Raw genomic sequence first — 11,394 nt, forward strand, 5'->3', positions numbered from 1 at the left:
CCAGTCTACACGACCGCTTCGGATTAAGGTCTTTAACCCGGGTCACGGTCGGGAAACCACACTACGTGATGTAGCAAATTAAGCGTGTTGACGGGCTTCACCCTCGGGGTCAAGCCCCGAGGCACTCGCCTTTCCCCGCCTGTAGAGAAGGAGAAGGACGCCGCCGTGGAGACCCACGATGTCGAGATGTTCAACGAACTCGGCGGCGTCGGCAACCTCATCGCGCCAAGCCTGATAGCCCGATGTGACGAGAAGAACGACGGCGGCGGAGACGGGGAACCATAGGTTCTGGAGGGTTCCGACATACTCCAACGCCGTGTAACCGACGGCGACGCCGACCGAAGCCACGCCGACGTAGTCGGTACGGTCGTAACGCGTGTACTCAAAGACGACCGCAGAGATGAGAAGGACGGCGAGAACTCCGCCGGTAACGAAGCCGTGCGCGGCGCGTCCGGCGACGACCGATACGCCTGTGATCGTAGAGAGGTAGAGCACGAGGGCTACGCCTTTGACCGTAATAAGGTCGGCTACTGAGCCGAGGAACGAACGAGAGGCGTCGACCGTCGCTGTATCCCTCGTCTGTCTCACGTCGGAAGACATACCCCACGGTATGATAAATAGTTTGGGTAGCTACTCAAGCTCGTCCATTACCTCGTCCGCCTTCTCGAACATCTCCTCCATATCTATCTCCTCGCCTCCGACGTTCAGAGTCTTCGAACCATCTGTGTCGTCGTCGTCCTCTTCTTCGGGTTCAACCTCGCCGGGTTCGACGACGTCCTCGTCCTGCGGCGTCACGTCGTCGAGATGGTTGAGCGTCGTGTGGTCGAGCGAATGGAGGGTCGCGTCTCCGATCTCGTCTTCGAGTCCTTCGGCGTCGTGCCCGTACTCGCCGTCGTCGTACCATTTGGCGAGTACACCGTTTCGGAAGAGTGCCACGGAACCGCCGTGGACGACGTAGCCCGTTAGTCCGCGTTCGGTCGCGAGATCGAGGACGTCTTCCGTGGATACATCGACGCGCCTTGCATCGGGTCGTCGGGTCGAAACCACGACGGGTACCTCGCCGTACTCGTCCTCTACAACCGTGGGTAGCTTGACGCCGTCGAGACATTCGGCGACAAGACGCATCTTGGAGGCGATGTCGTCGCGGAGCACGTCGTCGTCTATCTGAGACGCGTCGCCGAGAACACCGAAAAGGAGTTCGTGAACCTCGTCGTCGGTACGTGAGACGACTATCTCACGCGTGACGACGGCGTAACCCGCGAAGACGGCGACGGTACCGACGTAGACGACGAAGGCGAGCGCCGCGAAGGCTTGCGAGCGTGCGAACGCCCCCCATCCCGTGCCGAGAAGGACTGAGTAGACGACGAGTATCTCTGCGACGGCGAAGCCGACGACGTCTATATGCAGAGGGTCGGCGTCCATCTCGCGGAGTGTGTCCGAAGAAAGGTCGTCGGGGACGCCTTCGTGGAAGACGTATCCATAAACGACGGCGGCGAAGACGGTGAGAGCGCCGACGGACGCCGCTGTGGCACCGACGCCGATACCCGTGATAGAGAGAACCGTGTACCCCGCGGCGAGTAAGGCGAACGCGACGCCGACGGGGTCGAACTCATCGGTTGAGGAACGTTCCCTGTCGACGACGAGGGCGTACAGGAACGCCGTCGTGAGTACGAAGCCTACGACCGCGAGCGTGGTTGTGTCCGAGACGTACGTCGAGACCAACGCGGAGGCAGGGAGTACGACGAGAGCGACCACGCCCTTAGCGCCGAGAAGGTCGGCGAGACGTCGGAAGTAGGTTCCCTGTACGTTCTCCCCCGCCGCGACCGTCGTACCGGTCATTACCAACATCTTGTTCTGTCGTAACATATAGCTTTGTGTGCCGTACCAACAGATGTTTGTCGTCGCGCCGCGTCTCACCCGGTATGTCAGAAGGTGAGGCGGAGGAGGCGCGCGTCATAGGCGTCGACAGCGACGACGCCGACGACCTGATAGGCGCGCTCTCGTCGGACACGGCGCGCGACATACTCGCCGAACTCCACGATGAACCCGCGACACCGTCGGAGGTCGCCGACCGTGCCGACACGACCGTCCAGAACGCACGGTACCATCTCGAAAACCTCGTCGATGCGGGTCTTATAGATATCGACGGGACGCGTTACTCGGAGAAGGGGCGCGAGATGGATGTCTACGCGCCTTCCGAACCCCTCGTGATGTTCGTAGGAACGGAGGAAGTCTCTACGACCGTACGCGACGCACTCACGCGTTTCCTCGGTATCGTCGGTATCATAGGCGTCGCCTCAGTCTTCGTTCAGACGCTGTTCCGTCTGTACGCGCCCGACGCGCCCGCCGACGCAGAACCGCGCGGCGCGGACGGTGACGGCATGGGTGCTTTCGATGTCGAGGGGGGAGCGCAACGCGAGGCGCTCGAAGCCACGAACCAGACGGCGGACGGTGCGGCTGACGCTACGCCCGCGCTCGTCGACCGTATCGCCGACCTACCGCCGGGCGTCGTCTTCTTCGTCGCCGTCACGGCGGTTGCGGTCATCGGCTTCGGAGCGTGGTACGTCCGCGAGCGACGTAGATAAACGTGGGCGGGACGTACCGCGCCCATGGTGATGAGTTGCTAACACCCGCCGAGGACGCACAGACGGCGCTTCTCCTCGAAGCTGGTACGGGGAAGCCGGGTAACGTGGGACCCGAACGCGACTTCGACGACACGACGTTCCACGAGTTTCTCGTCGGCGCGGTGGGTGCGCGTCGTGGCTTCGACGCCGCGGCAGAGGGTGCGAGCGTCGGCGAGGTGTTCCTCGAATCCGTCCGTGGCGCGTCGGCGCACGACGGCGGCAACACGCAGTTCGGTGCCCTCCTACTCCTTGCGCCTCTCGTCGTCGCCGCCGGACGCGGATCGGTCGAAGATGCGCCCGCCGTCGCCGAGGGGACGACGCCGGAGGACGCAGGTAGGTTCTACGAGGCTTTCGACCACGTCGACGTACATGTAGGAGACACGGGGTACGAATACGACGTACGTGACCCTGAGGCGCGCGAGAAGGTCGTCGAGGACGGCGTTACGCTGTACGAGGTAATGGAGGAAAGCGCGTCGCGCGACGGTATCGCCGACGAATGGACGGACGGGTTCGCGCGGACGTTCCACGCCGGAAGCCGTCTCGTCGGACGACCCGGAGGAACGCGCGAGGCGGTACGGGCGACGTACGTCGACCTCCTCGGCGAGGAACCCGACAGCCTCGTCGCCGAGAGGTGCGGAAGCGAGAAGGCGCGCGAGGTGACGCGTCTCGCACGCGAACTTCCGCCCGACGAACTCGACGAACGCCTCGGCGACGAAGGGATAAATCCGGGTACGACAGCCGATATAGTCGCAGGGGCTGTCTTCGTGGCGCTCCGCAGGGGGTGGCGTATCTGAACGACCTACTCGACGCGCGTATCACCGAGACGGTGGCGACGACACACGACGCCGAGGGGGAGCCGAACGCCGCGCCGATGGGTGTACTGAGCGAGGACGGGGGGACGTACGCTCGTCTCTGGGAAGGTAGTACAACGCTCGAAAACGTCCGCGCGACGAACGAGGTCGTCGTCAACTTCACGCGCGACCCCGTCGTCTACGTCGAGTCGGCGCTCGGTGACGGCGCGGGCTTCGTCGCCGACGGACGCCTACGCGACGCCGACGGATGGGTGGAGTGCGACGCAGAACGCGTCGACGGGTGCGAGGACGACGAGGTAACGCGCTGGAACCTCGTCGAACGCGAACGCCGAATCGAGAGCCGCGTACTTCCGACACACAGCAGGGGGTTCGCGTCCGTAATCGAGGCGACAGTACACGCGACGCGTCTCGGCTTCAAGCCCGAGCTACGAGAGCTGTACGAACACCACGTCGACGTGGCGGAGAGATGCGGCGGTGAACGTGAACGCGAGGCAACGGAGCGGTTACGCGACTACGTCGACTGACGCCGTTACGTTTACGCGTTCCGGGACGTATCCGGACACATGAGCCTGCGCGACAAGATACCCGCAACCGACTTCGACGCGTGGAACGAGAAGCCGTCGGCGTCGACAGCGGGGGTACTTGGAGGGGCGGGCGGCTTGGTGGGTGCAACCGTAGCCGGGATGATCGACACGACGTACACGGGGGTGGTGATGGGACTCATCACGGGAGTGACGGTTCTCGTCGGATTCGCACTGCTCGCGCTACTCGACTGACACGGTTTTGAGAAGTTTTAATAAGCGCCTTCACCGACTGTACTACGGATTTTGCGCCGAGGTACCCAAAAGTGACACAACCCGAAGCCAACATCGGACTCGTGGGGCACGTAGACCACGGAAAGACGACGCTCGTACAGGCGTTGAGCGGCGAGTGGACCGACCAGCATAGTGAGGAGATGAAACGGGGTATCTCGATACGTCTCGGATACGCCGATACGACGTTCCGTAGGTGCCCCGGCGACCCACCCGACTGTTACACCGTCGAGGAGACCTGCCCCGACGGTACCGAGAGCGACGTCGTACGTAAGATATCGTTCGTCGACGCACCGGGACACGAGACGCTTATGGCGACGATGCTTTCGGGGGCTTCGCTCATGGACGGCGCGGTTCTCGTCATAAGCGCCGACGAGCCGTGTCCACAGCCACAGACGGAGGAGCATCTTATGGCGCTCGACATAATCGGCGTCGAGAACGTGGTTGTGGCGCAGAACAAGGTAGACCTCGTTTCACGCGAACGCGCGGAGGAGAGCTACGACGAGATACGTGGGTTCGTCGAGGGTACGGTCGCCGAGGACGCGCCTATCGTTCCTCTGAGCGCACAGCAGGAGGTCAACATAGACAGGCTCATAGATGCGGTGGAGGACGAGATACCGACGCCTGAACGCGACCCCGACGCCGACGCACGTATGCACGTCGCGCGTTCGTTCGACGTTAACCGTCCGGGTACGCCTATCGACTCGATAAAGGGCGGCGTAGTCGGCGGTTCGCTTGCACGCGGCGTGCTAAACGTCGGCGACGAGGTTGAGATCCTACCCGGTAGCGAGGTCGGCGAGGGTTACGAAGCCATAGAGACGACGGTGCGTTCGATAATGGCTGGCGACGAACAGGTCGACGAGGCGACGCCAGGCGGTCTTCTGGGCGTCGGAACGGGACTCGACCCGTCGCTTACGAAGGGCGACGCACTCGGCGGACAGGTCGCGGGGAAGCCGGGTACGCTCCCCCCCGTACACGACGGCTTCACGGTCGGTGTCGATCTACTCGACCGTGTCGTGGGAGGCGAAGGCGACGAGGTCGACCCTATCTCGACGGGCGAACCGTTGATGCTGTCCGTCGGCACGGCGACGACCGTGGGTAGCGTTACGAGTGCGCGCGAAGGAGAGTGCGAGGTCAAGCTCAAACGCCCCGTCTGCGCCGAGGAGGGCGACAAGATGGCGATAAACCGCCGTGTCGGTTCACGGTGGCGTCTGATAGGCGTTGGAACGGTGAGATGAGGGTCGTGTTCGACGCAAACGGTCTCATGACGCCGTCCCAGCACAACGTCGATGTCTTCGACGAGGCGGAGCGCCTCATCGGGGGTTACGACGCGGTCGTCCCCGACGCCGTGGTGCGCGAACTCAAGGCGCTCGCCGACAAGGGCGACAAGGACGCGGCGGTCGGTCTACGTTTCGCGGAGGAAAGGTGCGAGGTCGTCGACACCGAACCGACGCACGGCGACGACGCTGTTGTGGAGACGGCGGAGGCGACGGAAGGGGATTCGGCGGTCGTGACCAACGACGCAAAGCTTAAAGACCGTCTTCTTGAACGTAACGTACCGGTGCTGTATCTTAGACAGAAGAACCGTTTAGAGGCAGAGTATCCATAATGTACAAACGAGTAAAGCTTGTCGACACGGTAAGAGTTCCGCCCGAACGTCTCGACGACGTTTCGAAGAACCTGGTTCTCGAACTTCTCCAGGACAAACTCGAAGGACGGTGTGACGAGGAACTCGGCTGGGTCGTCGCTGTCACGGAGGTTCACGAGACCGGAGAGGGCAAGATACTGTACAACGAAGGCGGCGTCTTCTACGAGGCTGAGTTCGACGCCATCGTCTTCGAGCCTCTTATGCAGGAGGTCATAGACGGAAAGGTCTCGGAGGCGGTCAGCTTCGGTCTGTTCGTGAGTATCGGACCCGTCGACGCCCTTCTCCACGCCTCCCAGATAGGCGACGACTACTTCTCGTTCGACGAGGAGAACGAGCGTCTGCATTCGAGCGAGTCTAACCGCGAACTCGGCGTCGGAGACCCCGTGCGTTCACGTATCGTGACCGTCTCGATCGACGAACGCAACCCGCGCGACTCGAAGATAGGTCTGACGGCGCGTCAGCCGGGTCTCGGTAAGCACGGATGGCTCGAAGAGGAGGCACAGAAGGCTGAACAATGACGCAGTTAGCCTGCCGTGAGTGCCACCGTGTGACACGCGACGAGGTATGTCCGGCGTGCGGGTCGGAGAACCTTAGCGAGGACTGGTCGGGGTACGTCGTCATCATAGAGCCGGGCGAGAGCGAGATCGCGGAGAAGATGGAGGTCGACCTCGCCGGAAAGTACGCGCTCAAGGTTCGATGACGCCGGCGCTCGTTCTTCCTGAGGAGATGCGCTCCGAGCTAAAGGAGCCGATGGGCGAAGTCTCGCCCGAGGTCGACGAGGAGCGCCTGACGGGACGTGTGGTTGCGGTCGGCGACATGGTTACGTACCATCTGCTCGGCGCGGGCGTGGTGCCGGATGTCGCCGTCGTCGACGGACGTACCGAGCGCGAGGACGTTGACGAGGAGGTCGTCGAACGGTGGAGCCGTATGGAGGTAACGGCGCTTGTAGAGAACGAACCGGGTACCGTATCCGACGCGCTCGTCGACGCACTCGGCGACGCGTACGCCGAGGGAGGTCTCGTGGAGGTCGAAGGCGAGGAAGACCTCGCCGTCCTTCCCGCGGTCGCTCTCGCGTCGGAAGGCGACACGGTCATCTACGGACAGCCGGGTGAAGGGATAGTGTACGTGGAGGTTGACGACGACTCCCGCGGGTACGTTCTCGATCTTCTGTCCCGTATGGACGGCGACGGTGAGTTTCTGTCAGGGCTTCGTAATTCTTAAGCGTCGTCCCCAAGTCTTTCCGCCAACCGAGGAAACTATGCAGATCGAAATAACCGAGGAGGAGAAGAACGAACTCCTCAACAGGAAGGAGATAAGCTTTAGCATCGTACACGACGAGGAGACGCCTTCACGTCTCGCCGTCCGCGACTCTCTCGCGGCTAAGCTCGACAAGGACAGCGACGAGGTCGTTGTCCATAAGATGGATACCAAGTTCGGTATGAACGAGACGTTGGGACACGCCAAGATCTACGAATCGCCCGACGACGCGCGTGAGATAGAGGAGGAGTACATGCTCGAAAGGAACAAGATAGGCGCTGAGGAAGCCGAGGAGGCGGAAGAGGGCGACGAGGAGGCTGAGGCATGACGCGCGGCGACTACTACGATGCCGACGGAGACGGTGTGGAGGTTACGAGAGAGAGCTGTCCGCGGTGTGGCGACACGTTTCTCGCCGAACACGGTGACAGGAAGCACTGCGGGGGATGCGGCTACACCGACCGGGAGTAGCGTATGATACTCGGCGTCGAGGGTACGGCGTGGAACGCGAGCGCCGCCGTCTTCGACGCCCAAAACGACGAGGTTGTTTCGCTCGTATCGGAGCCGTACACGCCTTCGGAGGGTGGTATACATCCGCGCGAGGCGAGCGAGCATATCGCGGCGGAGATCGTTGACGTTATTCTTGAGGCTCTCGACTCCGCGGGGGCGCGCGACGATATAGAAGCCGTCGCCTTCTCACGGGGTCCCGGTCTGGGTCCTTGTCTACGCGTAACGGCGACTGCGGCGCGTTCGACGGCGTTACGTCTCGACGTTCCACTCGTCGGCGTCAACCACACGGTGGCGCACGTCGAGATGGGACGTTGGTCGTCGGGTTTCGACGACCCCGTGGCGCTCGACTCGGCGGGTGCGAACACCCTCGTGACGGCGTACCGCGCGGGACGGTACCGCGTGCTCGGCGAGACGCTCGATACGGGTGTGGGAAACGCGCTCGACAAGTTCGCGCGTCACGCGGGGTTGGCGCATCCGGGGGGTCCTAAGCTGGAGGAACTCGCAGAGGACGGCGATTACGTCGAACTGCCTTACACGGTCAAAGGTCTCGACTTCTCTTTTTCAGGCGTCGTGTCATCAGCGCAGGAGAGGTACGACGAAGGCGTGGCGCTCGAAGACCTCGCGTACTCGGTTCAGGAACATGTCTTCGGCGCTCTCGTCGAGGTTTCGGAACGCGCGCTCGCTCTGACACGTAAGGACGAACTCGTCGTCGGCGGCGGTGTTTCACGTAACGAACGTCTGCGTTCGATGCTCGCAGAGATGTGCGACGAACGCGGCGCGCGTTTCCACGCCCCCGAACCGCGTTTCCTCAGCGACAACGCGGGTATGATAGCCGTCGCAGGCTGGATGGCTTACGAGGCTGGCGAGACGGTGGGTGTCGATGAGAGTGAGGTGCGTCCCAAATGGCGACCCGACGAGGTCGATGTCGTCTGGCGCGACGACGCGCCTGAGGGTACGCGGCGTCAGGACGACGCGCTCGTACAGGGGGCGGAGGCGAACGTACGTTTCTCCGACGGACGTTTCGTCAAGGAGCGCGCGCCTAAGCCCTACCGCGACGAGCGCCTCGACGAACGGTTGCGTAAACGGCGCACGAAACGCGAGGCGCGCGCGCTACACGACGCGAGACGCGCGGGCGTTCCCACACCACCGGTTCTGGACATCGATGTACGCGAGGCGACGCTGACGGTTGAGGCGCTCGGCGACGACCTGAGCAGGGACGTTACGCCCGACGAGGCTCGGGGTATCGGTCGGCATCTCGCGCGCCTGCACGCGTCGGGTGCGGCGCACGGCGATCCGACGACGCGTAACGCGGTGCGGGAGCGCGACGCGAACGAGGATCGTGTCTTCCTCGTCGACTTCGGTCTTTCGTACGCGACCCACCACGTCGAGGACTTCGGTATGGATCTACACGTCTTCCGTAGCGCCGTACACGGGACGGTTGAGAACGACGACGAGGTACTCACAGCTTTCGACGACGGCTACGCGTGGGAGCGCGGTGACGACGTACGCGAACGTCTGCGCGAGATCGAGGGGCGTGGAAAATATCAACAGCAATCAACAAATAGTCAGTAACCGTAAAACAGCAGAGGTAATAGAATTGACTGATAGACCACATACATATCGAGATTTCATCGAGACAAATGAGCCGATGTATATCTCGGATAAGAAAATACTTGAAAACTTCCAAGATAAAACTACGCCACATCAACTCGCACAAGACAGATACAGAGAAAATGTAATACGTCTGCAGTTACGTGATCTTAATAAGATAACTGCTGTCCGTCAGCTAGGTCATGAAACATACGAACTCACACAGAAAGGTCACCAAATGCTCGATAACTGGGGAGATACCCCATCATCTGACGGTCTAATCGAGATTCAGAAATTAGACGCGGAAAACTCTTCAGATTACCAGAATATTAATGATTTTAGTGATATTGATGGTGAAACAATAAAACAAATAAATTTCGAATTCGCGGAGGACTCTGACAATATTTACGGTTGGATCAGAGAGTCTCCCGACGACACGAGAAGGAAGATAAATAATGTGGCTGAGACAGACCTCCATCGAATCATTCGAGAGTTCCCAACAAATGAACCCCTTTCAGACCAGTGTGCCCATTGGGTAAGAGCTTTTGTGGGAATTCACTTCTTTCCTGATGCTAACCATAGAACTGCTACGAACACTATCGAATATCTCGTTGAACAGAACAATTTTTCTGCGGAGAATATAATCAGACAATCAATAAATCGCACGGTTCTACACTCCAAATTCGCCCGTACACTACATACCGACGTTAGGTTCAATACGTTATGGGAAAAAGATGAGCTATTTCACATATGGCATCGATACTTTACACAAGTTTTCCATCAGTCGTTAGAACGCAGAAACCCACATAAGCCTCCGACAAAAAAGCTAGATAGTTGTTTAGATCATACGCGGTCGATACTGTCTGATCTGAAAAACTGATCGCTAATTAAGAGTTAGCAGTTCTGCCGCTACCAACATGTCCCATCTCCTCGTAGATATCCGCGTTACGTTCACGTAGTTCACGCATCCGCTCAACTGCGTTTTGATTCATTGTGTGATGAACGTTGTTGCTCATAGAATAAAAACCTATCGGGAATTAAGAGCCAATTCTGATTACTCAGAATTCGACGGGGTTATCAGCGACGACGGCAATCTCCTCCCATGAGAGTAGCCGTTCCGAACAAAGGGCGTCTCCACGACCCGACCGTAGAACTCCTCCAAAAGGCGGGTCTGGAGGTACACAACGGCTCCGACCGTAAGCTCTACGCCGAAACCACGGATCCCGAGATAGACGTCCTGTACGCGCGCGCCGCCGACATCCCTGAGTACGTCGCCGAGGGCGCGGCGGACGTCGGTATCACGGGTCTCGACCAGACGCGCGAGGCTGAGGTCGACCTCTTCGACCATCTCGATCTACGTTTCGGCGAATGCAGACTCGTTCTCGCTGTTCCGGAGGAGGACGGCGTTTCGACCGTCGACGAACTCGCCGGGAAACGCGTCGCCACGGAGTTCCCTAACATATCCCGGCGTTTCTTCGACGAACGCGGCGTCGATGTCGAACTCATAGGCGTAACGGGAGCGACGGAGCTCACACCACACGCAGGGATGGCGGACGCAATCGTCGATATCACGTCGACGGGAACGACTCTGGAGGTCAACAACCTCGAAGTCGTCGCCGAGGTACTCGACTCCTCGGTGCGCCTCTTCTCACGCCCTGAGGACGAGGAGGACGGTAAGATACGCGAACTCGTGACGGCGCTCGAAAGCGTTCTGCACGCCGAAAACCGCCGTTACCTCATGATGAACGTCCCCGAGGAGTCGCTCGAAGACGTCAAGAACGCGATGCCCGGACTCGGCGGACCGACTGTGATGCGGGTCGAGGGCGACGACTCGATGGTCGCGGTACACGCCGTCGTCGAGGAGGGCGACGTCTACGAGACGATAAACGCGGTGCGCGAAAAGGGGGCGCGCGACATACTCGTGACGCCTATAGAGCGGATGGTGCGGTAGTCCAGCTTTTCCACCTTTTTACTTCGTCGAGTAGCGTGGCTACCCGACTCGCAAAAACCCGGATCAAAAACCACCCGCTCGCTCCTTCGTCGGTCGCAGTAAGAGGTGGAACAAAATGGCTCTGGTGAATCGCCATACATGAGTTAATTCGGGTGTGTAACAGCTCGTTTGATGTTGTAGACTGAACACATGA

At 60.4% G+C, this 11,394-nt stretch carries 15 protein-coding genes; 13 read left to right on the forward strand and 2 right to left on the reverse strand.

Annotated elements, in window-relative coordinates; genetic code table 11:
• Positions 1-78: 78 nt before the first annotated feature.
• Together EGH25_RS11770 and EGH25_RS11775 are read right to left on the reverse strand one after the other, a co-directional pair.
• Positions 79-588: a hypothetical protein gene (locus EGH25_RS11770; RefSeq protein WP_266088829.1), complete on the reverse strand. Its 510-nt coding sequence runs from the start codon at positions 586-588 to the stop codon at positions 79-81.
• A 42-nt stretch (positions 589-630) separates the two neighbouring features.
• On the reverse strand, positions 631-1,839 hold the full coding sequence (locus tag EGH25_RS11775; protein WP_266088831.1) for a hypothetical protein: 1,209 nt from the start codon (positions 1,837-1,839) through the stop codon (positions 631-633).
• Positions 1,840-1,922: 83 nt separating this feature from the next.
• On the opposite strand from EGH25_RS11775, the gene EGH25_RS11780 reads away from it, so the two are divergent.
• From EGH25_RS11780 to hisG, 13 genes are all read left to right on the forward strand, one after another.
• Positions 1,923-2,585 carry an ArsR/SmtB family transcription factor gene (locus EGH25_RS11780; RefSeq protein ID WP_266088833.1) on the forward strand — a complete coding sequence of 221 codons (663 nt, stop codon included), beginning with the start codon at positions 1,923-1,925 and terminating at the stop codon, positions 2,583-2,585.
• Between the two features lie 2 nt (positions 2,586-2,587).
• Positions 2,588-3,418, forward strand: coding sequence for a triphosphoribosyl-dephospho-CoA synthase (locus EGH25_RS11785; protein WP_266088835.1), 831 nt, complete (start codon positions 2,588-2,590; stop codon positions 3,416-3,418).
• Positions 3,406-3,960: a DUF447 domain-containing protein gene (locus EGH25_RS11790; RefSeq protein ID WP_266088837.1), complete on the forward strand. Its 555-nt coding sequence runs from the start codon at positions 3,406-3,408 to the stop codon at positions 3,958-3,960. Before EGH25_RS11785 ends, EGH25_RS11790 begins: the two co-directional genes overlap by 13 nt.
• Before the next feature lie 39 nt (positions 3,961-3,999).
• Positions 4,000-4,212, forward strand: a complete 213-nt coding sequence (locus EGH25_RS11795) for a hypothetical protein (protein ID WP_266088839.1) — start codon at positions 4,000-4,002, stop codon at positions 4,210-4,212.
• A gap of 71 nt (positions 4,213-4,283) precedes the next feature.
• Positions 4,284-5,486: a translation initiation factor IF-2 subunit gamma gene (locus EGH25_RS11800; protein WP_266088841.1), complete on the forward strand. Its 1,203-nt coding sequence runs from the start codon at positions 4,284-4,286 to the stop codon at positions 5,484-5,486.
• The gene (locus EGH25_RS11805) at positions 5,483-5,857 is read left to right on the forward strand and encodes a type II toxin-antitoxin system VapC family toxin (protein ID WP_266088843.1); all 375 of its coding nucleotides are present in this window, start codon (positions 5,483-5,485) and stop codon (positions 5,855-5,857) included. Before EGH25_RS11800 ends, EGH25_RS11805 begins: the two co-directional genes overlap by 4 nt.
• Positions 5,857-6,414: a DNA-directed RNA polymerase gene (locus EGH25_RS11810; RefSeq protein ID WP_266088845.1), complete on the forward strand. Its 558-nt coding sequence runs from the start codon at positions 5,857-5,859 to the stop codon at positions 6,412-6,414. Before EGH25_RS11805 ends, EGH25_RS11810 begins: the two co-directional genes overlap by 1 nt.
• Entirely contained in the window at positions 6,411-6,596 is a 186-nt protein-coding gene (spt4, locus tag EGH25_RS11815; protein ID WP_266088846.1) for a transcription elongation factor subunit Spt4, read from the forward strand. Before EGH25_RS11810 ends, spt4 begins: the two co-directional genes overlap by 4 nt.
• Positions 6,593-7,117, forward strand: coding sequence for a GTP-dependent dephospho-CoA kinase family protein (locus EGH25_RS11820; protein WP_266088848.1), 525 nt, complete (start codon positions 6,593-6,595; stop codon positions 7,115-7,117). Before spt4 ends, EGH25_RS11820 begins: the two co-directional genes overlap by 4 nt.
• A gap of 37 nt (positions 7,118-7,154) precedes the next feature.
• A complete protein-coding gene (locus EGH25_RS11825; protein ID WP_266088850.1) occupies positions 7,155-7,481 on the forward strand; it encodes a 30S ribosomal protein S24e in 327 nt (108 codons plus the stop codon).
• Positions 7,478-7,621 (forward strand): 30S ribosomal protein S27ae, encoded by a 144-nt coding sequence (locus tag EGH25_RS11830; RefSeq protein WP_266088852.1) that lies wholly within the window; start codon positions 7,478-7,480, stop codon positions 7,619-7,621. Before EGH25_RS11825 ends, EGH25_RS11830 begins: the two co-directional genes overlap by 4 nt.
• Before the next feature lie 3 nt (positions 7,622-7,624).
• Positions 7,625-9,232, forward strand: coding sequence for a bifunctional N(6)-L-threonylcarbamoyladenine synthase/serine/threonine protein kinase (locus tag EGH25_RS11835; protein WP_266088854.1), 1,608 nt, complete (start codon positions 7,625-7,627; stop codon positions 9,230-9,232).
• Between the two features lie 1,120 nt (positions 9,233-10,352).
• Positions 10,353-11,201, forward strand: coding sequence for an ATP phosphoribosyltransferase (gene hisG, locus EGH25_RS11840; RefSeq protein ID WP_266088856.1), 849 nt, complete (start codon positions 10,353-10,355; stop codon positions 11,199-11,201).
• The last annotated feature ends 193 nt before the right edge of the window (positions 11,202-11,394 follow it).

Origin of the sequence: Halorutilus salinus (genome assembly GCF_026242195.1) — an archaeon.
Taxonomy (GTDB): domain Archaea; phylum Halobacteriota; class Halobacteria; order Halobacteriales; family Halorutilaceae; genus Halorutilus; species Halorutilus salinus.

Bases quoted from the DNA above. Each gene is read 5' to 3' on its own strand.
- EGH25_RS11775 (WP_266088831.1), bottom strand. From the start codon at position 1,839: ATGACCGGTACGACGGTCGCGGCGGGGGAGAACGTACAGGGAACCTAC.
- EGH25_RS11780 (WP_266088833.1), top strand. From the start codon at position 1,923: ATGTCAGAAGGTGAGGCGGAGGAGGCGCGCGTCATAGGCGTCGACAGC.
- EGH25_RS11795 (WP_266088839.1), top strand. From the start codon at position 4,000: ATGAGCCTGCGCGACAAGATACCCGCAACCGACTTCGACGCGTGGAAC.
- EGH25_RS11805 (WP_266088843.1), top strand. From the start codon at position 5,483: ATGAGGGTCGTGTTCGACGCAAACGGTCTCATGACGCCGTCCCAGCAC.
- EGH25_RS11810 (WP_266088845.1), top strand. From the start codon at position 5,857: ATGTACAAACGAGTAAAGCTTGTCGACACGGTAAGAGTTCCGCCCGAA.
- spt4 (WP_266088846.1), top strand. From the start codon at position 6,411: ATGACGCAGTTAGCCTGCCGTGAGTGCCACCGTGTGACACGCGACGAG.
- EGH25_RS11820 (WP_266088848.1), top strand. From the start codon at position 6,593: ATGACGCCGGCGCTCGTTCTTCCTGAGGAGATGCGCTCCGAGCTAAAG.
- EGH25_RS11825 (WP_266088850.1), top strand. From the start codon at position 7,155: ATGCAGATCGAAATAACCGAGGAGGAGAAGAACGAACTCCTCAACAGG.
- EGH25_RS11830 (WP_266088852.1), top strand. From the start codon at position 7,478: ATGACGCGCGGCGACTACTACGATGCCGACGGAGACGGTGTGGAGGTT.
- EGH25_RS11835 (WP_266088854.1), top strand. From the start codon at position 7,625: ATGATACTCGGCGTCGAGGGTACGGCGTGGAACGCGAGCGCCGCCGTC.
- hisG (WP_266088856.1), top strand. From the start codon at position 10,353: ATGAGAGTAGCCGTTCCGAACAAAGGGCGTCTCCACGACCCGACCGTA.